The sequence below is a fragment of the Sphingomonas alpina genome (assembly GCF_014490665.1).
Classification (GTDB): domain Bacteria; phylum Pseudomonadota; class Alphaproteobacteria; order Sphingomonadales; family Sphingomonadaceae; genus Sphingomonas; species Sphingomonas alpina.
In genome coordinates, this window is sequence record NZ_CP061038.1 from 3,148,680 (window position 1) to 3,173,470 (window position 24,791).

The window sequence follows — 24,791 nt, forward strand, 5'->3', positions numbered from 1 at the left end:
GCTTTGGCGCATGGCCTCTTTAGGGTCAACTGGCACGGATCGACCGGCGCGATTTGAATCGACTCGATCATCCCCTTCCGAAGCACTTTGGTACAATGTGCCAGTGTTCCATTTTCCCGCAGCTACGGGAATTTCTCCGTGAAAATGCTTTTTGAGTGTGTCCGCGTCTGCTTGATTCAGATGGTCGGCCGAATGGCTTCGTGCGTCACACGCGACATGTGCGCCGGAGACCCAGCAGGATGACGTCAACGAGCAATGTTCATCAGGGGAATGCGGCGGTCGATCGGATTACCGCAAAAGTCAGCCACACGCATCTTTTTGTCAGGTGTTGTTGACATAGCATCGAATCGCTGACATTTAGTCATGGTCACCTGACATTCGGTCAGGTGAGGATGACAAGGCGAACAGTGAAAAATCGGCTCAAGGTGCTGCGCGCCGAGCGCGACTGGAGTCAGGCCGAGCTGGCCGGGCGCCTCGACGTCTCACGCCAGGCGGTCAACGCGATTGAGACGGGGAAATATGATCCCTCGCTCCCGCTGGCATTCCGGATCGGGCGGCTGTTTCAAATGCCTATCGAGGACATTTTCCATGACGATACGGGGAATAGCCATGACGCATGACGGTCGCGAGAAACAGCACAGCGCCGAGCAGACCCGGTTCAGGGGCATCCGGCGCAGATATTTCGCCATCATCGGCGCCCTGATGCTGTGCGGCGGCGTGATCGGCTACATGACGGCCGCCAATGAATCCGGGCCGCCCTCCTCTTATCTGCACTATGTGCAGCTGATCGCAGCGGTGGCGTTCATGGTCATCGTGATGGGGGCAGCGTGGAAATATTTCACCGCCGCCGAGCCCGAATATGACGGTCTCGATGAAGGCAGCAAGGCCGGGTTGGCCCGGTTCTGGGACAATCGGCGCAAATATAACCGCGTGATCGGTGGCCTGATGCTGGGCGGTGGCCTCACCGGCGCGGCCATCGGCCTCATGCTGTCGGTCAATGATTTCAACCTCACCACGCCCACCATGCGGGTCATGGCGATGGTTGCAGTAGCGGCATTCGTGATCACTTTGACATGGGGCTCGTGGAAATATTTCACCACCGTCGATGAGCTGGAGGTCGATGCCAATAAATGGGCCGGGCTGATCGGGATCAATTTCTACGCAGCGCTGTGGATCTGCTGGTGGGCGCTGGGCAAGGTCGAATTGACCCGCGCCCCGGACGGCGACGCCGTGTTCCTGCTCACCATGCTGGTCACGATCATAACCTTTTTGTGGCGCCGCTTCCGCTAGCGCACGCCCATCCCCATCTGCCTGCCCGTATAGAAGGATCACTGCATGAAACGTTTCGTCGCCGCGCTGATCGCGGCAACCCTGTCCGCGACGTCCGCCCTGGCGCAGACCGCGCCCGCCACGCCGGCGCAGGCCCAGGTGGCGACTCCGGCCTCCACTGTCGCCAAGGTCGAAGCCGACCCGGCCTTGTGGGTGGTCAAGGACAAGGACACCACCATCTATCTGTTCGGCACCTTCCACGCGCTGAAGCCCAATCTCGACTGGTTCGACGGCGCGGTGAAGACCGCGTTCGATGCCAGCGACCAGGTCGTGCTCGAACTCAATATGCCGGAACCGGCCGAGGCGCAGAAGATCGTCATGCCGCTTGCGATCGATCCCAGCGGCAAGAAGCTGTCCGACAAGATTCCCGAGGCGAAGCGCGCGGCCTATACTGCCGGCATGACCAAGCTTGGCCTGCCGCCGGCCGCGGTAGAGCAATATGACCCGTGGTTCGTCAGCATCATGCTGTCGCAGATGGCGATGCAGAAGGCGGGCTTCAGCGCCGAGGACGGTACCGAAGCGCAGCTGACCAAAGCGGCCAAGGCGTCGGGCAAGCGCCTGTCGGGCTTCGAGACCATGACGCAGCAGCTCGGTTATTTCGACACGCTGCCGGAGGCCGCACAGGTCGTGTTCCTGATGAGCAGCATCGAGGAAGCAGAGGAGTTCGGCCCGAAGCTCAATGAAATGCTCGGCTATTGGAGCAAGGGCGAGGATGTGAAGCTCGGCCAGATGATGAACGAGGACCTGAAGGATTCGCGCGCGCTCTATGACGTGCTGCTGAAGAACCGCAACCAGCGCTGGGCGACGGTGATCGCCGATCGCATGAAGCAGCCGGGCACCGTGTTCGTCGCGGTCGGCGCCGGCCATCTCGCCGGGCCGGACAGCGTGCAGCACCAGCTCGCCCGCTATGGATTGAAGGCCACGCGGGTCCTGCATTGATCCTCAGCCTTCCTCCAGAGCGGTTCCGACTTGGGAGGAATCGCCTTCTTCCCTCCGTTCGGGCTGAGCCTGTCGAAGCCCATACGCTGCGCGTGCCCTTCGACAAGCTCAGGGTGAACGGGGGTGGTGGAGCAGCCCGGACGGTGAGAGGGGATTCCACCCAGTCCCATGCGGCTCTAACGATGATACGGCCCTTGCTGGCGGCAGCGCTCGCGCTGCTCGCCACCGCCTGCGACCGGCCCGCGCTTGAGGCGCGGCCGGCGCTGTGGCGGGTACAGGATGCCGACACGACGATCTGGCTGCTCGGCACGGTCCATGTCCTGCCGCCTAATGTGCGATGGGAGACGCCGGCGATCGATGCGGCGATCGATGGCGCCGATATGCTGGTGACCGAAATACCGGCGCAGCCGCCCGAACAGGCGGCGGCGGCGTTCGCAGCAGCAACCCGGGCGGATGGCTTGCCGCCGGTGGCGGACCGGGTACCGCCCGGGCAGCGCGATCATCTGGCTCAGGCGGCCCACGCCGCCGGTATCTCCACCGAAACGCTCGACGGGATGAAGAGCTGGGCGGCAGCGGCCACGCTCAGCGGCGGCGAGAGCCGCGCGATGGGCGCGACGATCGACAATGGTGTCGAGGCGGTGGTGGCACTGCGCTTCGCATCGGCCGGCAAGCCGCGCCGCGCGCTGGAAACCCAGGCCGGGCAATTGGCGATGTTCGATGCCCTGCCCGAAGCGGCGCAGCGCGTCCTGCTGCTGCGCGCGGTCGAGCGATCCGATGGCTATCGCCGGACGCTGGCGGCATGGCGCAGCGGCGACACGGCCCGGATCGCCGCCACCTTCGAGCCCGGCTTTCGTGGCGCTCCCGCGCTCGAAAACACCCTGGTGATCGACCGCAACCGGCGCTGGTCGGGCTGGATTGCGCGCCGCATGAACGCGCCCGGCAAGGTCCTGATCGCGGTGGGCGCCGGACATCTGGCGGGCGACAGATCGGTCGTCGCAATGCTGCAGGCACAGGGTCTGACGGTCGAGCGCGTGCAATAGTTGCTTCTTGCCCGCCGCTCCCCTATAGCGCCGCGCTTCCGGTCAGGGTCATCCCTGGAGGCCTGACGGGAAGCACCATAACGTATTTCGGAGCAAGAACATGAGCGAACAGCTGACGCTCGCAGCCGAGACGCGTGAACAGGTTGGCAAGGGAGCCTCCCGTTCGCTGCGTCGCGAAGGCCGCGTACCCGCCGTCATTTACGGCAACAAGCAAGATCCCCAGTCGATCCACGTCGAGGAAAAGGCGCTGATGCGCCTCCTGATGACGGGTCACTTCATGAATTCGGTCGTGATGATCGATGCCGGTGGCAAGGCGATCCGCACGTTGCCCAAGGATGTCGCGTTCGACGCCGTCTCTGACCGGCCCGTGCATGTCGACTTCCTGCGCATCGGTGAGCACACCACCGTTCACGTCAACGTTCCCGTCGTCTTCACCGACGAAGAGGAAGCGCCCGGCATCAAGAAGGGCAATGGCGTCCTCAACATCGTCAAGCATGAGCTCGAGCTGGTGTGCGATGCGGCCCATATCCCGGACGAGATCACCATCTCGCTCGCGGGCCGCGAAATCGGCGACGCGATCCACATCTCCGACGTGGCACTGCCCAAGGGCGTGACCTCGGCGATCACCGACCGCGACTTCACCATCGCGACGATCGTGCCGCCGACCGTGCCGACCGTCGAGGACGAAGAAGCCGATGCCGCCGTTGCGGAAGCACAGGCTGCCGAGTCCGAAGCGGAAGCCGCTGAGGCTGAAGCCGCTGAAGCTGGCGACGATGCCGCTGAAGGCGAAAAGGCCGAGTAATCGGACATTGACCCTCTTCGCTACCGGAGAGGGTTGGAAGAGGGCAGCGGGAGGCTGGTCGAAAAGACCACTTCCCCTGCCCTTTTTCTTGCCTCCCTGTTTTCCTTGCCTCAGGAAGATCGAATGCAACTCTGGGTCGGCCTTGGTAATCCCGGTGCGCAATACGCGCTCAACCGGCACAATGTCGGCTTCATGATCGCCGACACGCTCGCCGACCTGTATGATTTTGCGCCGATCAAGAAACAGTTCCAGGGCTGGACCCAGGAAGGCCGGGTCGGGGGCGAGAAGATCCTGCTGCTCAAGCCCGCCACCTTCATGAACGAAAGCGGCCGCAGTGTCGGCGAGGCGCTGCGCTTCTTCAAGCTCGAGATGGACGCGCTGACCGTGTTCCATGACGAGCTCGATCTCGATGCCTTTCGCGTCAAGGTGAAGACCGGCGGCGGCACCGCGGGTCATAATGGCCTGAAATCGATCGACCAGCATCTCGGCCCCGATTTCCGCCGTGTGCGGATCGGCATCGGCCATCCCGGTCATAAGGACCGCGTGCACGGCCATGTGCTGGGCAATTATGCCAAGGTGGAAATGGACCCGCTCTCCGACCTGCTAGGCGCAGTTTCGGCCGAGGCTCCCTGGCTCGCCAAGGGCGATGATGCGCGCTTCATGAGCGATGTCGCGCTCCGGCTCGCCGATTCATGACCAGCCGCAGCCTGTTCGCGACCCGCTTCTACGAAGGCGCGCTGAATGACGCCCTGTTCGTCGAGGAACTGGATCACGCCTGTCGCATGCTTGCCGAGGACGACCGCGCCGGGCGCGCCTGGTCGAAGGAGCATGGCTATCGCGGCTATACCTCCTATGCCTCGCTTAACGACCTGCCACTGCGCGATCCAACCTTTGGCGAACTGGTCAAGCGGCTCAACAAGCATGTCGCCGCCTTTGCTACGGACTGCGCGTTCGATCTGGGCGGGCGCAAGCTCAAGCTCGACAGCCTGTGGGTCAACATTCTCAAACCCGGCGGCACGCATTCCGGGCACATCCACCCGCATTCGGTCGTCTCTGGCACGGTTTATATCGCGGTCCCGCCGGGCGCCGGGCCGCTCAAGCTCGAAGATCCGCGCCTGCCGCTGATGATGGCGGCACCGACCCGTGACGAGGAAGCGCCCGAGGATCTGCGCAGCTTCGTCTATGTCGCGCCGGAAGAAGGCAGCGTGTTGCTGTGGGAAAGCTGGCTGCGCCACGAAGTGCCGCCGGGCACTGCCAAGAACGAACGGATCAGCATCAGCTTCAACTATCGCTGAGGCCGAGCTTCGCCCCGGAACGGCAGATATGCGCCATCTGCAATTTTTGTTCATAAGTAGTTGATATATAAATAATATTTTACGAAATCTCGTCGAAGCATGGGCTGAGATATGGAACATTCCGGTGTCCCATATCTCGCCATCCAGCTTCACGGCGCTGCCTCTGCAACCCCGCGCTGAGCGTGATTCAACCATGACACGGGAACGGGTATCTCACCCCTGCCGACGGAAACCGGCGCGCTCTTTCTCAGTGTGGAAAACAGCATTGCTGCAGCACTACCGGCGCAACGCTGTGTGCATGACCTGCGCCGTGATGCAGGCGTTTGGCCCGCGTGGCATGAAACACGCAACATCAACGAAGCCATCGACTAGACGGATGTTAAGGCGGATCGCCGCGATTCCAGCTATAGTTGGTTTCACCGGGGCCAACGACTCGAACAAGGATTCGACTATGCAGTTGGACGATCGTGAATATCACGAGCAACGCGCGCAGGCGGAAACGATCCGCGCACATAGCGCCGTCGACCCTTCGGTTGCGCGGGTTCACCTCGCTCTGGCGAAGATGCATAAGGAACGCGCCACCGGCATTTCCATCAGCGGCGCGCGGCCCCCGTTGGCCGGCGAGGTGAAACAGCCGATCGCCGCCGTGTAACGCAGCACTGGCGCTCGGCGTCCGAACCCCCTATCGCGCGTCACCAACCGCCGGGTGGACCGGCTTCATGACGATCAAGGCGACAAGATGGGTTTTCGGTGCGGTATCGTGGGCTTGCCCAATGTCGGCAAGTCGACGCTGTTCAACGCGCTGACGGAGACGGCCGCGGCGCAGGCGGCAAATTATCCGTTCTGCACGATCGAGCCGAATGTCGGCAATGTCGCGGTACCCGATCCGCGGCTCGACAAGCTCGCGGCGATCGCGGGCTCGGCCAAGATCATCGAGACGCAGCTCGGTTTCGTCGACATTGCCGGCCTGGTGCGCGGCGCGTCGAAGGGCGAAGGCCTCGGCAACCAGTTCCTCGGCAACATCCGTGAGGTCGACGCGGTCGTCCATGTGCTGCGCTGCTTCGAGGACGGCGACGTTACCCATGTCGAGGGCAAGGTCGATCCGATCGCCGATGCCGAGACGGTCGAAACCGAGCTGATGCTGTCCGACCTGGAAAGCCTTGAAAAACGCGTGCCCAATTTCGCCAAGAAGGCGGCGCAGGGCGACAAGGAAGCGAAAATCGCCGTATCGGTGCTCGGCCAGGCGCTTGAGCTGCTGCGCGAAGGCAAGCCGGCGCGGCTGACCGTGCCGAAGGACGAGGAAGAAGCGCGGGTTTTCGCTCAGGCGCAATTGCTCACCTCCAAGCCGGTTCTCTATGTCTGCAACGTCGATGAAGGCGATGCCGCCAACGGCAACGCCTTGTCGGCGCGTGTGTTCGAAAAGGCCAGGGCCGAAGGCGCCGAGGCAGTGATCGTCTCGGCCGCAATCGAGGCCGAGATCGCCACCATGGCGCCGGAAGAGCGCGGCGAGTTCCTTGCCGAGCTGGGGCTGGAGGAAACCGGCCTCGCCCGCGTGATCCGCGCCGGCTATTCGCTGCTCCATTTGATCACCTTCTTCACCGTCGGGCCGAAGGAAGCGCGCGCCTGGACCGTCCATGTCGGGGCCAAGGCACCGCAAGCGGCGGGCGAGATCCACACCGATTTCGAACGCGGCTTCATTCGCGCAGAGACAATCGCGTATGACGATTATGTCGCGCTCGGCGGCGAAAGCGGTGCACGTGACGCCGGAAAGCTGCGCTCCGAGGGCAAGGAATATGTCGTACAGGACGGCGACGTGATGCTGTTCCGCTTCAATGTCTGAGCTCTTCTGTATGATGTCATACGGATGACGCAGGACTGAAGCGGGAGGCGCGGATGCACTGGATGGGCCGTATCGCCGCCGCCGCTTTATGCGTGGCCCTTCAGGCCTGCGTCACCGCGCCCGCCGACTCGCCGGCCCCCGCCATCACCGCCGAAACGCGCGCGCCTGCGACCATCCTGGTGTCGATCGACGGCTTCCGGCCCGATTATCTGGAGCGCGGCGTGACGCCGGTCCTGTCGAAATTGGCGGCGGAAGGGGTGACCGCGCCAATGCGGCCATCCTTTCCGTCGAAGACCTTCCCCAATCATTATACGCTCGTCACCGGCCTGCGCCCGGACCATAACGGCATCGTCGCCAATACCATGGAGGATCCGGCCCGGCCTGGCGAGACCTTCACCATGGCGACCGACGATCCGTTCTGGTGGAACGAGGCCGAGCCGCTCTGGGTAACAGCGGACAAGGCCGGCATCCGTACCGCGACGATGTTCTGGCCCGGATCGAATGTGCCGGTCGGCGGCACGCGCGCGGCGAAATGGCCTAACGCGGTTACCGGCGGCACGCGTCCCGATGACTGGCAGCAGTTCAATCAGGCGGTGTCTGGTCACCAGCGCGTCGCTGCGGTGATCGACTGGATGCGTCGTCCACCAGCGATCCGGCCACGTTTCGTGACGCTCTATTTCGATACGATCGATACGGCAGGCCATCTCTATGGCCCCCACGACAAGCGCACCACCGCCGCCATCGGCGAGATCGACGCAACGATCGGCGCGCTGGTCGATGGACTGAAGGCGCTCGGCCAACCCGTCAATCTTGTGATCGTGGCCGATCACGGCATGGCGGCGACCAGCAGCGATCGGGTCGTGGCACTCGACAGCATTGCCGATCCAGCAGATTATCATATGGTCGAGTCCGGGCCCTATGCCGCACTCGCCGCCATTCCCGGGCACGAAGCGGCATTGGAAAAGCGGCTGCTCGCGCCCCATGACCATATGCAATGCTGGCGCAAGGCCGAAATCCCCGCGCGGTTCGCCTATGGCACAAACCCGCGCGTGCCCCCTTATCTATGCCTTGCCGAGATCGGCTGGCTGATCAGCAAGAGCGCTCCGACCGAGAGCTCCAGCGGCGGCAGCCATGGCTATGACAATGCCGACCCGGCCATGGCGGCGCTGTTTATCGCCAACGGGCCGGCCTTTGCCAGCGGCCGCGCCCTGCCCGCGTTCGACAATGTCGATATCCAGCCGCTGCTCGCTCAACCTGCTCGGTGTCACGCCTCCCAAGGGCGATGGCAGCACCTCGACTTGGGATGCGGCGAAGCGTTGAATTCGGCACCAGCCGTTTCGACACTTGCATTGAGCCAGTTTCATTGCGAAACTGATATCATGCAGTATTTCGAAGACATCGCCATCGGCACCAAGTCCAGCTTCGGCAGCTACCAGGTCACCCGCGAAGAGGTGGTCGCCTATGCTGAGAGATTCGATCCACAACCCTTCCATCTCTCCGACGAGGCAGCCGCGAAGACCCATTTCGGACGGCTTTCGGCCAGCGGCTGGCACACCTGCGGCATGGTCATGTCGATGGTGGTGGCCAATTTGAAGGCCAACAAGCAGGCTGGATTGGGCTCGCCAGGCGTGGACGAGCTACGCTGGCTGAAGCCGGTCTATCCAGGCGATACGCTACGGTGCGAGACTGAAGTTCTCGAAAAGCGCGCATCGCAAAGTCGACCGGAAATGGGCAGCTTCCGCACCAAAATGACGGTGCTCAACCAGGACAATGTGCCGGTAATGACCTTTACCTCGATCGGTCTGGTCCAAACCCGCCCGAAGACCTGATCACAGAATTCGCTTCGCGCAGGTCAATCGCGCCGCCCGCGGCGGCCGCCCTGCCGCAAGGCGCCCCGGTCGCCGCGAGATTCGGGGCGGAAGGTCTGGCGGCTTCCACCGCGATCGCCGCGAAATTGCTCGCGCGTTCCCTGGCCATTGCGCACGGCCTGACGATCACCCCAGCGATTCTGTCGATCATCACGATTGCCGGCATCGCGGTCACGGTTGAAATTCTGCCAATTGTCGCGAATCTGACGATGGTCCCCGCGACGGTCGCGACGCCCTTCCCAATAGCGTCGCTGTCCATCGTTCCAGCGATGCGGCCGACGGTTGCGGTCATAGACATAATAGCCGGTGCCAGGATAATAATAGTCGCCGTACCAGCCATAGCCGCCGCCATAGCCACCACCATAATAAGCGGCGTCGTAATAGTCGCCGTCATAGCCGCCATAGCCGCCCGAATTATAGCCGAGGGACACGCCGCTATATCCATAGCCGTCGGTGCAGCCACCAAGGCCCAAGGCAGCGGCCAGCGCGAGAGCCGCAAGGCCGATCCGGGGTGAAAACATCGCCACTCTCCCGAGCATCCGTGCGGCAGATGGCCGCTTGCGATGGTAGAACGACGGCCCGGCAGGCGTTGTTCCGCTCGCCCCGGCCCGTCAGCCCCTTAATGCCCCGCGAAAGCCACCAGCGACGTGACATCGATCCCGTCGGCGCGCAGCGCGTCGGCACCCCCCAGATCAGGCAGGTCGACCAGGAACTGCGCCTGCGTCACGATCGCGCCGGCCTTGCGCAACAGGCGGACGGCTGCCCGCGCGGTGCCGCCGGTGGCGATCAGATCGTCGATCAACAGGACATTGGCGCCGGGCGTGCAGGCATCGGCATGCATCGCAATCCGGTCAGTGCCATATTCGAGCGCATAGTCCTCGGCGATGGTGGCGCCCGGCAATTTGCCGTCCTTGCGGATCAGCAGGACACCGGCCTTGAGCGGCAACGCAAGCGCAGCAGCAAACAGAAACCCCCGCGCCTCGATGCCCGCGACGAGATCGACCCTGCCACTGGCGGCCGCGGCCATACGCTCTACGCTTTGCGCCAGGCCATGAGCGTCGAGCAGGAGGGTGGTGATGTCGCGAAACATGATTCCCGGCTTCGGAAAGTCGGGGATCGTACGAATCAGCGCCTTCAGGTCATCATTGGCATTGTTGGGTGCGCCGCTGGACACCCTCAATGCTTAACGTTGCGCCAGACATTCTGGTACGCGCCCCAGGCAAGGACGCAGAAGACAAGCAGGAAGCCGATCACCGCAAAGCCGGTCTGGCGACGCGCCTGCAGCTTCGGCTCGGCAGTCCAGGTCAGGAACGCTGAAACGTCCTTGGCCATCTGGTCGACCGTCGGCCGCGTGCCGTCGAGATAGGCAACCTGGCCTTCGGAGGTCAATGGCGGCGCCATCGCAAGATTGAGATTCGCGAAATAGGGGTTGTAGTGCAGCCCCGGCGGCGTCTTCGAGTCCGGGAATTCCTTGAGCAGCTTTGCGGGCTGGTTCTGGAAACCGGTGAGCAGCGAATAGACATAGGCCGAGCCGTCATGACGCGCCTTGGTCATCAGCGACAGATCGGGCGGGATCGCATTGTTGTTCGCGGCGCGCGCGGCGACGTCATTCGCGAACGGCGACGGGAAGCGATCCGAGGGAATGCCCTTGCGCGTCGAGGCCTCACCCGTGTCCGGGTTGATCGACGGGATCGTGTCGATGCTGGCGGCGAAGTTCTTCACCTGCGCTTCGTTGTAGCCGATGCCCTCAAGGTCACGGAAGGAAACCAGGCGGAGCGAATGGCACGCCGAGCAGACTTCCTTGTAGACTTGCAGGCCGCGCTGCAGCTGCCGGTTGTCATATTTGCCGAATGCGCCGTCCGATGCGAGCTTCAGTTCCTTCGGGTGAAGATGGAACTCATGCTCAGCGGTCGCCGCCGGCGGATCCGTGACCACGCCATAAACGGTATTGCCCAGTGCGAGCAGGAGCACACCGGCAAAGGCGACCCCGACGAGCAATGCGATGAAGCGAACCATGTCGATATCCCTCTTGTTCGCTTACGCCAGCGCGGACGCGGCTGGGCTGGTGCCGCCATGCTTCGACAACACCGCTTCGGTGATCGAATTGGGCAGCGGCCGCGGCCGTTCGGAGCGCGCGATCATCGGCATGATGATCAGGAAGTGGGCGAAATAATATGCGGCGCAGATCTGGCTGAGGATCACATAGACCGGATCGGCTGGCGATCCGCCGCAATAACCGAGCACCAGGATGTCGAGCATCAGGATCCAGAAGAAGATGCGATAGGTCGGCCGGTAATTGGCCGAACGCACCGGCGAGCTGTCCAGCCAGGGCAGGAAGAACAGCAACAGGATCGAGCCGAACATCGCCAGCACGCCCCACAGCTTCGCCGGGATGATGAAGTCGACGGTGAAGGCGCGCAGGATCGCGTAGAAGGGCCAGAAATACCATTCGGGCACGATGTGCGCGGGCGTCGAGAGCGGGTTGGCCGGGACATAATTGTCCGGATGCCCCAGATAATTCGGCGCGTAGAACAGCAGCACCGCAAAGATCAGCAAAAAGATGCCCAGCCCGAAGCCGTCCTTCGCCGTGTAGTAAGGGTGGAACGGCACGGTGTCCTGTTCACCCTTCACTTCCACGCCGGTCGGGTTGCTCGATCCCGGAATGTGGATCGCCCAGATGTGCAAGATGATGACGCCCGCAATCACGAACGGCAGCAGGTAATGGAGCGAGAAGAAGCGGTTCAGCGCGGCGTCGTCCGGCGCATAGCCGCCGAGCAGCCAGACGCGGATCGTTTCGCCGACCACGGGTATCGCCGAGAAGAAGCCGGTGATGACCTGCGCACCCCAGAAGCTCATCTGGCCCCAGGGAAGGACATAGCCCATGAAGGCGGTCGCCATCATCAGCAGGAAGATCACCACGCCAAGCAGCCACACCATCTCTCGCGGCGCCTTGTACGAGCCGTAATAGAGTCCGCGGAACATGTGGACATAGACCACGATGAAGAACATCGAGGCGCCATTGGCGTGCGCATAGCGCAGCATCCAGCCGCCATTGACGTCGCGCATGATATGCTCGACCGAATCGAACGCCACGCCGCCATTCGCCGCATAATGCATGGCGAGGACGATGCCGGTGATGATCTGGATACCGAGCGCGGCGCCGGCGAGGACGCCGAAGTTCCAGAAATAATTGAGGTTGCGCGGCACAGGGTAACCCGCGCCGACGGCATTATAAACGAGACGGGGGAGCGGCAGCCGTTCGTCCACCCACTTCATCAGCGGGTTGGTCGGCGCATAATGCTTGGCCCAGGGAAAGCTCATATCTGGATCCTCAACCGACGACGACCGTCGTGTCCGACGAGAAAGTGTAATCCGGCACGTGCAGATTGGTGGGCGCCGGACCCTTGCGAATGCGGGCGGCGGTATCATAGGCCGAGCCGTGGCACGGGCAGAAATAGCCGCCGAACGGCCCCTTGATCTCACCCTCGCCCGCGCCCAGCGGCACGCAGCCCAAGTGAGTGCACACGCCAAGCGTGATCAGCCAGTTCTTGTGGCCTTCCTTGGTCCGCTGAGCCAGAGTCTGCGGGTCGCGCAGCGTCTTGACGTCGACTGCGTCGGCTTCGGCGATCTCCTTCGGCGTCAGGTTGCGCACGAACAAGGGCTGCTTGCGGAACGAGGTCTTGATCGCCTGACCCGGAACGATCTTCGACAGATCGATCTCGGTGGTCGATTGCGCAAGCACGTCGGCCGACGGATTCATCTGATTGAGCAGCGGCAGCACGGTCACCGCGCCACCGACACCGATCCAGGCGACCGCCGCGATATTGATGAAATCACGGCGACGCGGGTCATCCACCTGTTCGTGGAAAGGAGCCGGGTCTTCCCCGGGCGGCACCGCGGTATCAACAATTGCCATTCACTTGCCCTTGCACTTCTTGACCCGTTCGAACGGTGGCGAGGCGTCGCGCAGAAAGATTGCCCTCAGCCAGCCTGTCCCGTCCCCACGGAGGCTGGCGGCCTGATAGACGCGAGCGGACGGCTTTGCCAACAGCATTTTAGGCTTGTTGCGACAGTGACGAGGCTGGATATGCTCGAAATATGCGCATTGCCCTCTATCAGCCCGATATCGCCGGCAATGTCGGCACGATTCTGCGCACCGCAGCGTGCCTTGGTGTCGGTGTCGATCTGATCGAGCCGATGGGATTCGCCTTTTCCGATCGCGCCCTTGGCCGGGCCGGAATGGACTATGTCCCGGCGGCGCTCGTGACGCGCCATGCCGATTGGGCTGCGTTCGAGGCGCAGGTGACCGGCAGGGTCGTCTTGCTGACGACCCGCGGCGGAGAACGCCTCGATACGGCGCGGTTCGCCTCCAACGATGTGTTGCTGATGGGATCGGAAGGCAGCGGCGTTCCCGCCAATGTGCACACGCGCGCTGAGCTGGCGGTACGGATACCGCTTATGCCGGGCATGCGATCCTTGAACGTCGCGGTCGCGACGGGCATCGCGCTCGGCGAAGCATTGCGGCAAACCGGAGGATATCCCGCGTGAACGAGACGGGCATCGAGATGGATATCGAAATGGATGGGGAACAGGCGCAGGCGCGCGGCTGGTTCGAACAGCTGCGCGACCTGATCTGCGCCGAGTTCGAGCAGATCGAGCGCGAGGCGGGATCCGGCGCCAGCTTCGAGTATATCGCCTGGGATCGCGCCGACCCTTCGGGCGCGCCCGGGGGGGTGGCGTACGCGGGGTGATGAAGGGCAAGGTGTTCGAGAAGGTCGGCGTCAACGTCTCGACCGTTGGCGGCACGTTCGAGGGCGATTTCGCCAAATCGATCCATGGCGCTGGCGAGGATCCCAGCTTCTTCGCCACCGGCATCAGTCTGGTCGCACACATGGCCAACCCGCATGTGCCGGCGGTACACATGAACACGCGCTTCCTGGTCACCACCAGGCGTTGGTTCGGGGGCGGGGCGGACCTCAATCCGCCGCTGCCGCGCGAGGAGGACACGGCTGATTTCCACGCGGCGCTCAAGACCGCTTGCGATATCCATGACGCCGGCCATTATCCGCGCTTCAAAAAATGGGCCGACGATTATTTCTACATTCCGCATCGTGGAGTGCATCGCGGCGTCGGCGGCATTTTCTACGATCATCTGGAGGGCGATTTCGCCGCCAATTTCGCTTTCACCCAGGATGTCGGTCGAGCGTTTCTCGATACCTATCCCCGAATCGTGCGACGCCGGATGAATACCCCCTTCGACGATGCTGAGATTGCCGCAATGCGCGCGTGGCGCGGCCGTTATGCCGAATTCAACCTGGTCTATGATCGCGGCACATTGTTCGGGCTCAAGACCGGCGGCAATATCGATGCGATCCTGATGAGCCTGCCGCCGGTCGCGACATGGGACTGACGCCGGTCCCCGAAAGCGAGGTAGCAACGATCGTTACCACGCTGGAGATGCGCAAGCGTCCGCCCGCGCGCCTCCTGCCCGACTCGCGCCTGCAACTGGTGGTCTGGGATCGGCCAACATCCGACAAATATCGAGCCTTGTTCCGCCGGGTGGGCGCGCCCTGGCTATGGTTTTCGCGCCTGGTCATGGACGACGAGGCGCTGGTCCGGATCATTCACGATCCCGATGTCGCCATTTTCGCCATCATCGATCCGGCAGGGATTGAGGTCGGCATGCTCGAACTCGATTTCCGCGAACCGCGCACCTGCGAGCTATCCTATGTCGGGCTGGTCCCGGAACTTGCCGGACAGGGCCATGGCCGCTGGCTGATGGCGCAGGCACTGACCCGCGCCTGGATCAAAGGGATCGATCGTGTCTGGGTGCATACCTGCACGCTCGATCACCCGTCGGCGCTGGGTTTCTATCGCAAGTCCGGCTTCGCCCCCATCAAGCGCACCATCGAGACGTTTCCCGACCCGCGCCTGACCGGCGCGCTGCCACGCGATGCAGCGCCTCAAATACCGATGTTCGACACCGGCCTCGACGCCAATCGCCGGTAGAGCGCCACCTGGATCAGGATCGCGGCAACCACCCCGGCCGACAGGATCGCGGCTGTCGCCGCATCGATGATGATCGCAATCACCGGATTCGCCATCGGCGCACCATCAAGGCTGGCGCCGATCAAGGCCAATGGCAGGGCAAAGAGAAAACCGCCGAAAATGGCGATGCACGCCAGCCCGGTCAGTGGAAGACCCATCCCCTGCGTCGATGCCCAGCTGCGACGGAAGGTTGCGAGAATGCCGATCGGCTGCTCGGCGACGAACGCCGGCGTCACAAGCAACAACCTGCCGGCCAGATACAAGGCGGGGAGAATGAGCAACGGCGAGGCCTTCACGAATAATTCGAGCGGCAGCGCCAACAGGATCGCGACGACGATATAGCGAGGCAGAAGGCGCACAGCCGATCCCAACGCCGCCCTGGTGTCCGGCCGATGGCTGCCCAGATACATGATGGTCAGTGCAAGCACGCCGAACAGGGTGACGAGCGAAATCACCACTGGCCCTGTGCCATAGGTCAGAAACCATTGCTGACTGGCCGCAGTATAGGATTGAAGGGCAGCCTCCTTGGCCTCGAATCCGGGAAAAACCGGCGGCGCAACAAAGGACGGCGTCAGCACGAGAACGGCAAAGCGCGGCAGGAAGAAAATCAACCCGGCAACCCGAATCAGCAGATCTCGATCGGCCTTCCACATCGTCCATGCGTCGGCGAGCGCGCCCGCCATATTATTTTTCATCGGAATCCGTTTTTCATTTCACGTCGCGCTTCATGCCGATTCAACAATGGCTTCCCGCCGGTCGCGGACCGCCAGGTACAATTTGGCGGTGAAGGCGGAGTATAGCACGATAAAGGCTGTGGTCACTGCGCCGACCAGGACCGATGTCAGCACTGTCGCGACGGAAATATCGCCCTCTCCTCCCATCGCCAGCCGCAGGATCGACCCGAAGACCAATTGCGCGGCAATGATCGCGACGCCGGCGACGACGCCGAACAGGATCGTCACACCAATGATCTTCCAGACGATACCGCGCGTCAGGATGAATGACCGGCGGAACACCCCCATGCCGCGCCGTTCCCAGACGATGATCGGGTAGATCAGGCCAAGGCGCGCGGCGATCCAGCACCCCGCCACCGTCAATATCAGGAGATAGATGGCGATAAAGCCGGCGACGCCCGAGGGCAGGTCCTGCTTGCTCCCCGCCACGGCCGCGGCAAAATCGAAACCCGCAAGACCCATCGCCACGCCGATCGGAGCGATCAGAAACATTGATGCGATGAGCAGCAGCAACATGATACCGATCGCCGGCGCCACGCGCTTGTTGGCCACGTGGATCGCCGCCGGACGCCCCGCCGCCGGATCGATCGCCAGCGCGATGATTGCGATCTGGCCCCAGAGCGAGAGGATCGCCGCTACATACCAGATGATGTTGATCGCCACCGCCGCCGAAGGCGCGGTCCTGGCCAGCGGCTGAAGATTGGATTGCAGGGACAACGGCAGGAAAATCGCAAACAATGCAATAGGTACGATCGCCGAAAGATTATCGCTCAAAAACTCGGTCGCGCGATCCCAGACATTACCCATGTTGACCATGATCAGATGCGACTCCCGGGCGCGTCGTTCGCGCTTGGTCTGCTGTTAGCCCAGGCGCGGCGCGCTTGCCAATGCTTGCACAAGCGCATGTGCTGGCCCAATTGCACCGATGTGGGTAGCTTTCTTGACGACATCGAATGGCGCGTCGCGCCGCAGCCGGTAGGCTATACCGACGCGCTGGCCGAAATGGAGGGACGCGCGCAGGACGTGGCCGGCGGGTCGGCGCGCGAACTGGCCTGGCTGCTCGAACATCCCCCGGTCTATACCGCCGGCACCAGCGCCGACCCGGCCGAGCTGATCAACCCGCGTTTCCCGGTAATCGATGCAGGGCGCGGCGGGCGCTATACCTATCACGGCCCTGGGCAGCGGATTGGCTATATCGTGCTCGATCTCAACAAGCGTGGGCGCGATGTGCGCCGTTTCGTCCATGCGCTCGAAGGCTGGGTGATCGACGCCCTGGGCGTGATCGGGATCGAGGCATTTCGCGCCCCGGGCCGGATCGGCATCTGGACGCTCGACGCGGGGCGCGAGGCGAAGATCGGAGCGATCGGGGTGCGCGTGAAGAAATGGGTCACGATGCATGGGTTTTCCGTCAACCTGTCCCCGGACCTCTCGCATTTCGGCGGAATCGTCCCGTGCGGCCTCGCCGAGTTTCCCGTGACCAGCGCCAGGACCCTCGGAAAACCAACGGATTTTGCAACCTTTGACGCGGCCCTTGCGTTGAGCGCCGACACGTTCCTTGAAACAGTTTCTTCACCACGAGAAAACTGGGCTTGAGGCACACCCGTATTAAGTCTAATGTCCACCACGGTTTGGGTATTAAGGTCTCGAGGCCATCCAGATCCATTATCTAGGGAGCTTTCCAAATGCGTGCATTCATCACCAAAGCCATGATCGTTGGCGCGGCTCTGGCGGTTTCGGCCTGCGGTCCGACCACCACGACGACCACCGACAACACGTTGGTTACCGATCTGAACGCCACCGAAGGCATGGACACCATGACCTCGGACAACATGACCGCAGTCGACGGCGCGGGCACCGACAATGGCGCGGCTCTGGCGAACGACACCGTTGTGTCGAACGAAACCGTTGTGTCGAACTCGACGACGACCACGAACGCAAACTAATCGACCCTCGGGTTGTTAGGTTCGGGGGCCGTCCGGGAAACCGGGCGGCCCTTTCGATTCCAGTTCCGTGGATCGGCGATGGCCTGGGCGATGATCCAGCGCGCTGTAACATATGGAATCATGGTAAAAATGCTTGGGACCGCGCACAAAAGGCCCTAACCGGTGCTGGTGCGGCTGTGAGAGGTTAGTGATGACTGTGGTGCGTATTCTTGTTGCGGCCTTCATGGCCACCGGTACGCTCGCCGCGGCACCGGCGTCGGCGCAATTCTTCATGGCTTCCCGCGACTTCAGTGGTGCACCGGTGCGCGGCGACGAGCCCGGCATCGGGATCGACTTGCCCGGCGCGACCGACGCGGAACTTCGCGCATCGCTTGTCTGGAGCCTGCGCGCCGCGTTGAACATCTCCGCATTGCAATGCCAGTTCGAACCGACCTTGCTGACAGTCCCGAACTACAACGCGATGCTGCGCGACCACCGCGACGAATTGAAGACCACCTACGATACGCTCGCCAAATATTTTATCCGCATCAACAAGGCGAAGGGCCCCAAAGCCGGCCAGCTGGCGCTCGATCAGTTCGGAACGCGCATCTATGGCAGTTTCTCGACCGCTTCAGCGCAGTTCGGCTTCTGCCAAACGGCCGCCTTGGTCGGCCGCGAAGCGATCTTTGCACCACGCGGGTCGCTGCACGAAGTCGCGAGCAACCGGATGCGCTCCTTGCGCAACAGCCTGATCCCCTATGGCGAACAGCGCTTTCCCCGCGGCATGCGCTTCGACCGCCGCATGATCCTGCCCCGTCTCGATGCGATATGCTGGACCAAACAAGGCATATGGAACCCGAAAAAATGCGGTCCGGATGTTCAATGGGTGACGCGCTACTAGGGATATCGAGCGCCGATTGCGGCTCAGATCCACACGGAGAAAGAGCGCGCCGGTATCAGTCCGGCGAGCGATGACATGCCCGATCCTGTATGAAGGTTGGATCGCCGCAGCTGAGCCGCGTGAGCGAGCGACGAGAGATATGGGACACCGGTTGTTGCATATCTCGTCTGGCGTCGGCCCGACGAGAATCAAATAAATCAATTATATATCAGGTATTTAACTAGATACCACTGCCCTCAGGCATGACAATCGGGCCAGCACGAGGCCCAGCCTTGCCTGCTGAAAAGCTCAGCGCAATCCCAGCAATTTGTGCGTCTGGATCGTGAGCCGCCAGTGCGGGCGATCCATGACCAGCGCGATCGCCGCCGCATGATTGGCGACCGCCTGCAGATTATCCATCGGTTGCAGCAGGAAATGATCGAAATCCCAGCGCTCGATTTCGTCCAGGTCGGTGCCGGCCTGTGGCCAGACCAGCTTCAGCTCGTCGCCTGAGCGCTGAACGACCTCGCTTCCTGCCTTGGGGCTGATGCAGACCCAGTCGATGCCGGGGTGAACGGGCAAGGTGCCGTTGCTTTCGATCGCGATCTCGAAATCGCGTGCATGCAGCGCATCGACCAGCGCGTCATCGACCTGAAGCATGGGCTCGCCCCCAGTCAGCACAACGAAGAGACTGGTATCTCCCTCACCCCAGAAGCCGAGCGCGGCTTCGGCAAGTGCGTCGGCCGTGGCGAATTTCGCGCCACCCAACCCATCCACGCCGACGAAATCGGTATCGCAAAACTGGCAGATCGCGCTCGCCCGGTCCTGCTCGCGGCCCGACCAGAGGTTGCAACCGGCAAAACGCACGAACACGGCGCGCCGTCCGGCGTTCACGCCCTCGCCCTGCAGGGTGAGGAACATCTCCTTGACGGCATAGCTCATGTCGAACGGGCCTTAGGGAATAACGGCATAGGCGGTCGGATCGGGCAGGCCCGCATCCTGAAAGCCCTTCGAGCGCAACCGGCAGGAATCGCAGCGCCCGCAATGCAGCCCGCCGGGCGCCGGGTCATAGCAGGACCAGCTGACGCCGGCATCGAGCCCGAGCCGGGCGGCTTCGCGCACGATATCGGCTTTGCTCATATGCTGCAGCGGTGCGTGGATGCGGAATGGTGCGCCTTCGACGCCGGCCTTGGTGGCGAGTTCCGCCAAGGCCTCGAACGCGGCAATGAATTCGGGGCGGCAATCGGGATAGCCCGAATAATCCAGCGCATTGACCCCGATATACAGATCACGCGCGCCAGCCGCCTCCGCCCAGCCCAGCGCAAGGCTGAGGAAGATCGTGTTGCGCGCCGGGACATAGGTGACCGGAATCCCCGCCTCGACACCCGTCTTGGGCACATCGATATCCGCGGTCAGCGCCGACCCGCCGAACGCGGACAGGTCGAGCGGCATGACGATATGGCGTTCCGCACCGAGCAGATGGGCAATGCGCCGCGCCGCGGCGAGCTCGACATGGTGGCGCTGGTTATAATCCATCGACAGCGCAAGCAGCCGGTGTCCGTCCTCGCGCGCGCGCGCCGCCGCGACCATCGAATCAAGGCCGCCCGAGATCAGGACGACCGCATAAGTATCTGCAGATGTCATTATGCGACCCGCGCTAGGACCATTGACCCGCCACCGCAACCCTGAGCAAAAAAACGGGCCGCCCGTAAGCGACCCAGGGGTGGCTCCTCCCGGAGCCCTCTAGGGAAGAAAGCGTGCCCGTAAATGACACGCAAGATTCCTATCATCCTGACGGTAAACAAGCTCTTAACGGGACGCAGTTCCGGCGCCGCATGCGCCGGTCCGACGCGCTTCATAGCTCATGTCGAACGGCGCACCGTCGGCGATCCCCTGCGTCTGCAGCTTGAACAGACGCCCCGTTTCGACGGTAATGGTGGTGCGTCCATGCCCCGAACCCGGACAGGTATAATGGACGATCGCCGAATTGGCCGTATCGGCAACGACGAACCGCGAGCATTGCGCCTTGCCGTGCTGAAGCTGGAGCAGGACGCGCGGATCGGCGACGCACAGGCTGCGCGAACCGGGTCCGCCGACTTCACGCAGCTGCCACTGCCCCTGTTCGATCGCATCGAGCGCAGCGAGATGCGGTGCTGCGGCAGGCCCTTCGGCAGCAGCGACACCACCCAGAAACAGCAGCCCGAACAGTGCCGGGCGGATCATCGTCGAAACCCGCATCTTCTCAATTCCACCCGTCGATGGCCGCGAACTACGCGGCTCCTATCGGCACCCCCTCGCCATTTGGGGAACGTGCCGGAGACTTACAATAACGGTCACGAAACGACATTGATTGTCACAAAACGACATTTGTCACGGCGACAGGAAATTTTTGTGCGCAAAAGGCGCAATCGACCGTGATCATGCCGTCGTCCCCCGCCATGGCGCGCTGCTCCTCGACCGGAAACTTGCCCAACACCTGCGCGATATACTCCGGCGAGCAACGGCAACCCCGCGTCATCGCAACCTCCGACAGCAGGCGTACCTCGTCTTCCTCGTTGAACAATCGCCAGATCAGCGTTTCGAGCGACAAGACCGGATCGGCGAGTTCGTCGATGCCCATCGTCCCGCCGAGAATCGCGACATGCTCCCATTCCGGATGGTCGAGCCGCGTATGGAGGCGCTCACGCCCCTCCTCGCCCTCAGGCAGATGCTGCAGGAACAGCCCGCCCGCGACATGGCTGCCATCGGCACGGCGCGCAATGCCGAGCTTGACCAGGGTCGGTATCTGTTCCGACTGGACGAAATAATTCTGCGCCGCCTGCGCCAGCGTATCGCCGTCGAGCGGCACAATGCCCTGATAACGCTCGCGGGTAGCCGCCTGATCGAAGGTGATCGCGAGATAGCCGGCGCCGAACAGCGCGAACAGGCTCGGCTGTTCCGGTCCTGCCGCGAGGCGCTCTGCGTCGAAATCGACATAACCGCGCAACTCGCCGCCCTTGTAATCGCACACCAGCAGCTTGACCACGCCACCATCGGTCTGCGCCTGCAGGGTCAGCTGGCCGCCGGCATCCTTCAGGGTCGAGCCGATCAGCGCGGCAAGCGTCAGCGCCTCCGCCAGCAAAGCCTCGATCGCGGGCGGATAGGCATGCGCGGCGAGAATCGTATCGAGCACCGGTCCGAGCCGCACGATCCGCCCACGCGCATGCCGCGCCGGAATGGTGAAACCGAGCGCGCGGTCGGTGTCGCTAATGTTATCGTCTTCCATCGTCATTCCCGCGAAAGCGGGAATCCCGCTTCTTCTACTGACGCTGCACAAAGGCAGCGGGATCCCCGCTTTCGCGGGGATGACGGAAGATAGGCGCTACAATCTGCGAGACAACTCGCCGGCTTGGTCAGAGTCTGTTTGAAAATTCACGAAAGAGCGAATTTTCAAACAAGCTCTCAGCCGATCTGCCCGAAGCACCAGCGCAGGATCGATTTCTGCGCATGCATGCGGTTCTCCGCCTCTTTCCAGATCAGCGATTGCGGCCCGTCCATCACCGCGTCGGTCACTTCCTCGCCGCGATGCGCGGGCAGGCAGTGCATGAACACCGCATCCGCCCTGGCCTTGCCCATCAGCGTCTCGTCCACCTGATAGGGCCACATCGCCTTGAGCTTGGTCTCGGCATGCTCCTGGCCCATCGAGATCCAGGTATCGGTGACCACGACATCGGCGCCCTCGACCGCCTCCGCCGCGGTACCGACGACCCGTGCACGCCCCTGCCCCCGCGCGACATCGCTTTCCGACGGCATGAACCCTTGCGGGCATGCCGCCACGACATCGAAATGCATCAGCGCGGCGGCTTCCATGATCGATGCCAGCACATTGTTGCCGTCGCCGAGCCACGCCCATTTCAGGCCGGGCAGCGGCTTGCCCGCCTCGATCACGGTCAGCAGATCGGCCATGATCTGGCTCGGATGCGAGGCGTCGGTCAGGCCGTTGATCACCGGCACGCTGGCATATTCGGCCATCTGCTCGATCTTGGCGTGATCGTCGGTGCGGATCATGATCGCGTCGCAATAGCCCGACAGGACGCGCGCGGTATCGGCGATCGTCTCACCGCGCCCGAGTTGGGTCGTACCCGCATCGAGCACGATCGAACTGCCGCCCAATTGCCGCATCGCCATGTCATAGGACACGCGCGTGCGGGTCGAGTTCTTTTCGAACACCATGCCCAGCACATGGCCGGCAAGCGGGGCATCGGCGTCGGCCTTACCCTTTGGCCAGCCCTGGCGCAGTGCCTTGCGGTCCAGCGCGTCGGCGATCATCGCCGCGATCCCGTCGCCCCCGGCATCCGACAGGTCGAGGAAATGACGGTAGCTCAATCGTCCGCGGCGGGCACATAGACCCGCGCCGCCTCGCTCAACCGCTCGATGCACTCCGCGATATGGCTCTCGTCGATCACCAGCGGCGGCAGGATGCGCACGACATTGTCGCCGGCCGCCACGGTCAGCAGGCCGTGATTGTCGCGGCAATGCGCGACGAAGCGGCGGCTGTCCGACTTGAGCTTGATGCCGAGCATCAGGCCATGACCACGCACATGATCGAAGAGATGGTCGTGATTGGGCAGCATCTGCTCGAGCGCCTGGCGCAGCCGTGCGCCCATCTTTTCGACATTTTCGAGGAAACCGGGCTCGAGGATCACGTCGAGCACCGCTTCGCCCGCCGCCATCGCCAGCGGATTGCCGCCATAGGTCGATCCGTGCGTGCCGATCACCATGCCCTTGGCCGCTTCCTCGGTCGCGAGGCACGCGCCAAGCGGGAAGCCGCCGCCGATCCCCTTGGCTGCGGCGATGATGTCCGGCACCACGCCGTACAGTTCATGCGCAAACAGCTTGCCGGTGCGGCCATAACCCGCCTGGACTTCGTCGAGCACGAGCAGCAGGCCGTGATCGTCGCACGCCTTGCGCAGGCCCTTGATGAATTCCTTGGTCGCCGGACGGATACCGCCCTCGCCCTGGATCGGCTCGACCAGGAAGCCGGCAGTATTATCGTCGATCAGCGCCAGCGCGCCTTCGAGGTCGTTGAAATTGGCGTATTTGAAGCCCGGCAGCAGCGGTTCGAACCCGTCGCGCATCTTCGCTTGGTTGGTCGCGCTGATCGTGCCGAGCGTGCGGCCATGGAACGCCGTATCGAAGGTGATCAGGTCGTGGCGTTCGGGGTTGCCGTTGACGAAATGGTAGCGCCGCGCGGTCTTGATCGCGCACTCGACCGCCTCGGCGCCCGAATTGGTGAAGAACACCGTGTCGGCAAAGCTGGCATCGACCAGCCGCTGCGCGAACTTCTCGCCTTGTGGCGATCCGTACAGGTTCGACACGTGCATGAGGGTCGCCGCCTGATCGGCGATCGCCTTGACCAGCTTGGGATGACCGTGACCGAGTGCATTGACCGCGATGCCGCTGGCGAAGTCGAGATATTTCTCGCCCTGTTCGCCATAGAGATACACGCCCTCGCCTCGCACCGGCCGCACCCCGCAGCGGGGATAGACGGGCATGAGTGGGGTGATCGGCATGACAATGCTCCTGAAAAAGCAAAGGGCGACCCATGCGGTCGCCCGAACGGCATTTTTAAGCGGGTTGGGGCAAGAGCGCAACACCGTGCGCCGTGTGAATTTGGTTCACAGGGCGCACGGACATATCCGGCTCGGGCTGGACCTGAGCCGCCCGGCGATGAAGATGGTCAGAAGCTCTTGGTCGACTCCGAGCGCTGCTTGAGCTTCACCACGCCGTCGCGCACGTCGAATTCGTAGGTAAGCTGCTGGATTCGCTCCTCGCGGGGAAGCGAGACGATATAGGATGTGGAGGTCACGGCCTTGATCTGCGAGATGCCGCCCTCATCCACCCCCGGAAAGCTGGCATGGAGATCGTCGAGAATGATCCGGATCATGCAGGTCGACCGGGCCAGCTGGTCGTTGGCGCAACGCTGTTCTGACATGACGGCATCCTTTTTTGAAGACGATGTACTGGCGGCGATGACCGGGCCGGACCACGCCGCGAGCAGCATGGCGAGGCACGACAGCCGGGGAAATATCGATCGCGATGCAGTGATCATGGA

Annotated in this window: 29 protein-coding genes and 2 pseudogenes; 17 read left to right on the forward strand and 14 right to left on the reverse strand. The window is 62.9% G+C overall.

What is annotated here, in order from left to right; all coding sequences use genetic code 11:
• Positions 1–407 precede the first annotated feature (407 nt).
• The 11 genes and pseudogenes from H3Z74_RS14580 to H3Z74_RS14630 all read left to right on the forward strand — a co-directional run bounded on the left by H3Z74_RS14580 (position 408) and on the right by H3Z74_RS14630 (position 9,074).
• On the forward strand, positions 408–620 hold the full coding sequence (locus tag H3Z74_RS14580) for a helix-turn-helix transcriptional regulator (RefSeq protein ID WP_187760336.1): 213 nt from the start codon (positions 408–410) through the stop codon (positions 618–620).
• Entirely contained in the window at positions 610–1,290 is a 681-nt protein-coding gene (locus H3Z74_RS14585) for a hypothetical protein (RefSeq protein WP_187760337.1), read from the forward strand. Before H3Z74_RS14580 ends, H3Z74_RS14585 begins: the two co-directional genes overlap by 11 nt.
• Before the next feature lie 45 nt (positions 1,291–1,335).
• On the forward strand, positions 1,336–2,268 hold the full coding sequence (locus tag H3Z74_RS14590) for a TraB/GumN family protein (RefSeq protein WP_187760338.1): 933 nt from the start codon (positions 1,336–1,338) through the stop codon (positions 2,266–2,268).
• A 182-nt stretch (positions 2,269–2,450) separates the two neighbouring features.
• The gene (locus H3Z74_RS14595; protein ID WP_229726594.1) at positions 2,451–3,308 is read left to right on the forward strand and encodes a TraB/GumN family protein; all 858 of its coding nucleotides are present in this window, start codon (positions 2,451–2,453) and stop codon (positions 3,306–3,308) included.
• Between the two features lie 100 nt (positions 3,309–3,408).
• Positions 3,409–4,110: a 50S ribosomal protein L25/general stress protein Ctc gene (locus H3Z74_RS14600; protein ID WP_187760339.1), complete on the forward strand. Its 702-nt coding sequence runs from the start codon at positions 3,409–3,411 to the stop codon at positions 4,108–4,110.
• 123 nt (positions 4,111–4,233) lie between these two features.
• Positions 4,234–4,806: an aminoacyl-tRNA hydrolase gene (gene pth, locus H3Z74_RS14605; protein ID WP_187760340.1), complete on the forward strand. Its 573-nt coding sequence runs from the start codon at positions 4,234–4,236 to the stop codon at positions 4,804–4,806.
• The gene (locus H3Z74_RS14610; RefSeq protein WP_187760341.1) at positions 4,803–5,405 is read left to right on the forward strand and encodes a TIGR02466 family protein; all 603 of its coding nucleotides are present in this window, start codon (positions 4,803–4,805) and stop codon (positions 5,403–5,405) included. Before pth ends, H3Z74_RS14610 begins: the two co-directional genes overlap by 4 nt.
• A gap of 265 nt (positions 5,406–5,670) precedes the next feature.
• Positions 5,671–6,057 (forward strand): hypothetical protein, encoded by a 387-nt coding sequence (locus tag H3Z74_RS14615; protein ID WP_187760342.1) that lies wholly within the window; start codon positions 5,671–5,673, stop codon positions 6,055–6,057.
• 87 nt (positions 6,058–6,144) lie between these two features.
• Positions 6,145–7,245 carry a redox-regulated ATPase YchF gene (ychF, locus tag H3Z74_RS14620; RefSeq protein ID WP_187760343.1) on the forward strand — a complete coding sequence of 367 codons (1,101 nt, stop codon included), beginning with the start codon at positions 6,145–6,147 and terminating at the stop codon, positions 7,243–7,245.
• Between the two features lie 53 nt (positions 7,246–7,298).
• Positions 7,299–8,565: pseudogene (locus H3Z74_RS14625) on the forward strand (alkaline phosphatase family protein).
• 59 nt (positions 8,566–8,624) lie between these two features.
• The gene (locus H3Z74_RS14630; protein WP_187760344.1) at positions 8,625–9,074 is read left to right on the forward strand and encodes a MaoC family dehydratase; all 450 of its coding nucleotides are present in this window, start codon (positions 8,625–8,627) and stop codon (positions 9,072–9,074) included.
• 23 nt (positions 9,075–9,097) lie between these two features.
• Here the strand turns inward: H3Z74_RS14630 and H3Z74_RS14635 are convergent, their stop codons facing one another.
• The 5 genes from H3Z74_RS14635 to petA all read right to left on the reverse strand — a co-directional run bounded on the left by H3Z74_RS14635 (position 9,098) and on the right by petA (position 13,029).
• Positions 9,098–9,634 carry a hypothetical protein gene (locus tag H3Z74_RS14635; RefSeq protein ID WP_187760345.1) on the reverse strand — a complete coding sequence of 179 codons (537 nt, stop codon included), beginning with the start codon at positions 9,632–9,634 and terminating at the stop codon, positions 9,098–9,100.
• A 98-nt stretch (positions 9,635–9,732) separates the two neighbouring features.
• On the reverse strand, positions 9,733–10,293 hold the full coding sequence (locus tag H3Z74_RS14640) for an adenine phosphoribosyltransferase (RefSeq protein ID WP_229726595.1): 561 nt from the start codon (positions 10,291–10,293) through the stop codon (positions 9,733–9,735).
• A complete protein-coding gene (locus tag H3Z74_RS14645; RefSeq protein ID WP_187760346.1) occupies positions 10,290–11,129 on the reverse strand; it encodes a cytochrome c1 in 840 nt (279 codons plus the stop codon). Before H3Z74_RS14645 ends, H3Z74_RS14640 begins: the two co-directional genes overlap by 4 nt.
• Before the next feature lie 21 nt (positions 11,130–11,150).
• Complete coding sequence (locus H3Z74_RS14650) at positions 11,151–12,434, reverse strand: cytochrome b (protein ID WP_187760347.1); 1,284 nt, start codon at positions 12,432–12,434, stop codon at positions 11,151–11,153.
• 10 nt (positions 12,435–12,444) lie between these two features.
• Entirely contained in the window at positions 12,445–13,029 is a 585-nt protein-coding gene (gene petA, locus H3Z74_RS14655; protein ID WP_187760348.1) for a ubiquinol-cytochrome c reductase iron-sulfur subunit, read from the reverse strand.
• A gap of 182 nt (positions 13,030–13,211) precedes the next feature.
• On the opposite strand from petA, the gene H3Z74_RS14660 reads away from it, so the two are divergent.
• From H3Z74_RS14660 to H3Z74_RS14670, 3 genes and pseudogenes are all read left to right on the forward strand, one after another.
• The gene (locus H3Z74_RS14660) at positions 13,212–13,661 is read left to right on the forward strand and encodes a tRNA (cytidine(34)-2'-O)-methyltransferase (protein ID WP_187760349.1); all 450 of its coding nucleotides are present in this window, start codon (positions 13,212–13,214) and stop codon (positions 13,659–13,661) included.
• Between the two features lie 17 nt (positions 13,662–13,678).
• Positions 13,679–14,523, forward strand: a pseudogene (hemF, locus tag H3Z74_RS14665) (oxygen-dependent coproporphyrinogen oxidase).
• The gene (locus tag H3Z74_RS14670) at positions 14,514–15,122 is read left to right on the forward strand and encodes a GNAT family N-acetyltransferase (protein ID WP_187760350.1); all 609 of its coding nucleotides are present in this window, start codon (positions 14,514–14,516) and stop codon (positions 15,120–15,122) included. The pseudogene hemF and the gene H3Z74_RS14670 overlap by 10 nt, the downstream one beginning before the upstream one ends.
• Here H3Z74_RS14670 and H3Z74_RS14675 read toward each other — a convergent pair.
• The gene (locus H3Z74_RS14675; RefSeq protein WP_229726596.1) at positions 15,077–15,844 is read right to left on the reverse strand and encodes a hypothetical protein; all 768 of its coding nucleotides are present in this window, start codon (positions 15,842–15,844) and stop codon (positions 15,077–15,079) included. The genes H3Z74_RS14670 and H3Z74_RS14675 overlap by 46 nt on opposite strands.
• 42 nt (positions 15,845–15,886) lie before the next feature.
• Positions 15,887–16,612 carry a hypothetical protein gene (locus H3Z74_RS14680; protein ID WP_229726597.1) on the reverse strand — a complete coding sequence of 242 codons (726 nt, stop codon included), beginning with the start codon at positions 16,610–16,612 and terminating at the stop codon, positions 15,887–15,889.
• A 186-nt stretch (positions 16,613–16,798) separates the two neighbouring features.
• Between H3Z74_RS14680 and lipB the strand changes: the two genes are divergently transcribed.
• The 3 genes from lipB to H3Z74_RS14695 all read left to right on the forward strand — a co-directional run bounded on the left by lipB (position 16,799) and on the right by H3Z74_RS14695 (position 18,718).
• Entirely contained in the window at positions 16,799–17,488 is a 690-nt protein-coding gene (gene lipB, locus H3Z74_RS14685; RefSeq protein ID WP_187760353.1) for a lipoyl(octanoyl) transferase LipB, read from the forward strand.
• An 89-nt stretch (positions 17,489–17,577) separates the two neighbouring features.
• Positions 17,578–17,838, forward strand: a complete 261-nt coding sequence (locus H3Z74_RS14690; RefSeq protein WP_187760354.1) for a hypothetical protein — start codon at positions 17,578–17,580, stop codon at positions 17,836–17,838.
• Positions 17,839–18,028: 190 nt separating this feature from the next.
• Positions 18,029–18,718: a hypothetical protein gene (locus H3Z74_RS14695; RefSeq protein ID WP_187760355.1), complete on the forward strand. Its 690-nt coding sequence runs from the start codon at positions 18,029–18,031 to the stop codon at positions 18,716–18,718.
• A 288-nt stretch (positions 18,719–19,006) separates the two neighbouring features.
• Here the strand turns inward: H3Z74_RS14695 and queE are convergent, their stop codons facing one another.
• From queE to H3Z74_RS14730, 7 genes are all read right to left on the reverse strand, one after another.
• Positions 19,007–19,639 (reverse strand): 7-carboxy-7-deazaguanine synthase, encoded by a 633-nt coding sequence (gene queE, locus H3Z74_RS14700; RefSeq protein ID WP_187760356.1) that lies wholly within the window; start codon positions 19,637–19,639, stop codon positions 19,007–19,009.
• A gap of 12 nt (positions 19,640–19,651) precedes the next feature.
• Positions 19,652–20,341: a 7-cyano-7-deazaguanine synthase QueC gene (gene queC / locus H3Z74_RS14705; RefSeq protein ID WP_187760357.1), complete on the reverse strand. Its 690-nt coding sequence runs from the start codon at positions 20,339–20,341 to the stop codon at positions 19,652–19,654.
• Between the two features lie 165 nt (positions 20,342–20,506).
• Complete coding sequence (locus H3Z74_RS14710) at positions 20,507–20,920, reverse strand: DUF3617 domain-containing protein (RefSeq protein WP_229726598.1); 414 nt, start codon at positions 20,918–20,920, stop codon at positions 20,507–20,509.
• 130 nt (positions 20,921–21,050) lie between these two features.
• Positions 21,051–21,962: an Hsp33 family molecular chaperone HslO gene (hslO, locus tag H3Z74_RS14715; RefSeq protein WP_187760359.1), complete on the reverse strand. Its 912-nt coding sequence runs from the start codon at positions 21,960–21,962 to the stop codon at positions 21,051–21,053.
• Positions 21,963–22,138: 176 nt separating this feature from the next.
• The gene (gene argF / locus H3Z74_RS14720; protein WP_229727087.1) at positions 22,139–23,005 is read right to left on the reverse strand and encodes an ornithine carbamoyltransferase; all 867 of its coding nucleotides are present in this window, start codon (positions 23,003–23,005) and stop codon (positions 22,139–22,141) included.
• A gap of 53 nt (positions 23,006–23,058) precedes the next feature.
• Entirely contained in the window at positions 23,059–24,249 is a 1,191-nt protein-coding gene (locus H3Z74_RS14725; protein ID WP_187760361.1) for an aspartate aminotransferase family protein, read from the reverse strand.
• Positions 24,250–24,416: 167 nt separating this feature from the next.
• Entirely contained in the window at positions 24,417–24,740 is a 324-nt protein-coding gene (locus H3Z74_RS14730) for a hypothetical protein (RefSeq protein ID WP_187760362.1), read from the reverse strand.
• Between the last annotated feature and the right edge of the window lie 51 nt (positions 24,741–24,791).

Coding starts and splice junctions, on each gene's coding strand:
- H3Z74_RS14585 (WP_187760337.1), top strand. CDS start 610: ATGACGCATGACGGTCGCGAGAAACAGCACAGCGCCGAGCAGACCCGG.
- H3Z74_RS14590 (WP_187760338.1), top strand. CDS start 1,336: ATGAAACGTTTCGTCGCCGCGCTGATCGCGGCAACCCTGTCCGCGACG.
- H3Z74_RS14595 (WP_229726594.1), top strand. CDS start 2,451: ATGATACGGCCCTTGCTGGCGGCAGCGCTCGCGCTGCTCGCCACCGCC.
- H3Z74_RS14600 (WP_187760339.1), top strand. CDS start 3,409: ATGAGCGAACAGCTGACGCTCGCAGCCGAGACGCGTGAACAGGTTGGC.
- pth (WP_187760340.1), top strand. CDS start 4,234: ATGCAACTCTGGGTCGGCCTTGGTAATCCCGGTGCGCAATACGCGCTC.
- H3Z74_RS14610 (WP_187760341.1), top strand. CDS start 4,803: ATGACCAGCCGCAGCCTGTTCGCGACCCGCTTCTACGAAGGCGCGCTG.
- ychF (WP_187760343.1), top strand. CDS start 6,145: ATGGGTTTTCGGTGCGGTATCGTGGGCTTGCCCAATGTCGGCAAGTCG.
- H3Z74_RS14630 (WP_187760344.1), top strand. CDS start 8,625: ATGCAGTATTTCGAAGACATCGCCATCGGCACCAAGTCCAGCTTCGGC.
- H3Z74_RS14635 (WP_187760345.1), bottom strand. CDS start 9,634: ATGTTTTCACCCCGGATCGGCCTTGCGGCTCTCGCGCTGGCCGCTGCC.
- H3Z74_RS14645 (WP_187760346.1), bottom strand. CDS start 11,129: ATGGTTCGCTTCATCGCATTGCTCGTCGGGGTCGCCTTTGCCGGTGTG.
- H3Z74_RS14650 (WP_187760347.1), bottom strand. CDS start 12,434: ATGAGCTTTCCCTGGGCCAAGCATTATGCGCCGACCAACCCGCTGATG.
- petA (WP_187760348.1), bottom strand. CDS start 13,029: ATGGCAATTGTTGATACCGCGGTGCCGCCCGGGGAAGACCCGGCTCCT.
- H3Z74_RS14660 (WP_187760349.1), top strand. CDS start 13,212: ATGCGCATTGCCCTCTATCAGCCCGATATCGCCGGCAATGTCGGCACG.
- H3Z74_RS14670 (WP_187760350.1), top strand. CDS start 14,514: ATGGGACTGACGCCGGTCCCCGAAAGCGAGGTAGCAACGATCGTTACC.
- H3Z74_RS14675 (WP_229726596.1), bottom strand. CDS start 15,844: ATGGCGGGCGCGCTCGCCGACGCATGGACGATGTGGAAGGCCGATCGA.
- lipB (WP_187760353.1), top strand. CDS start 16,799: ATGTGCTGGCCCAATTGCACCGATGTGGGTAGCTTTCTTGACGACATC.
- H3Z74_RS14690 (WP_187760354.1), top strand. CDS start 17,578: ATGCGTGCATTCATCACCAAAGCCATGATCGTTGGCGCGGCTCTGGCG.
- H3Z74_RS14695 (WP_187760355.1), top strand. CDS start 18,029: ATGACTGTGGTGCGTATTCTTGTTGCGGCCTTCATGGCCACCGGTACG.
- queE (WP_187760356.1), bottom strand. CDS start 19,639: ATGAGCTATGCCGTCAAGGAGATGTTCCTCACCCTGCAGGGCGAGGGC.
- queC (WP_187760357.1), bottom strand. CDS start 20,341: ATGACATCTGCAGATACTTATGCGGTCGTCCTGATCTCGGGCGGCCTT.
- H3Z74_RS14710 (WP_229726598.1), bottom strand. CDS start 20,920: ATGATCCGCCCGGCACTGTTCGGGCTGCTGTTTCTGGGTGGTGTCGCT.
- hslO (WP_187760359.1), bottom strand. CDS start 21,962: ATGGAAGACGATAACATTAGCGACACCGACCGCGCGCTCGGTTTCACC.
- argF (WP_229727087.1), bottom strand. CDS start 23,005: ATGATCGCCGACGCGCTGGACCGCAAGGCACTGCGCCAGGGCTGGCCA.
- H3Z74_RS14725 (WP_187760361.1), bottom strand. CDS start 24,249: ATGCCGATCACCCCACTCATGCCCGTCTATCCCCGCTGCGGGGTGCGG.
- H3Z74_RS14730 (WP_187760362.1), bottom strand. CDS start 24,740: ATGCTGCTCGCGGCGTGGTCCGGCCCGGTCATCGCCGCCAGTACATCG.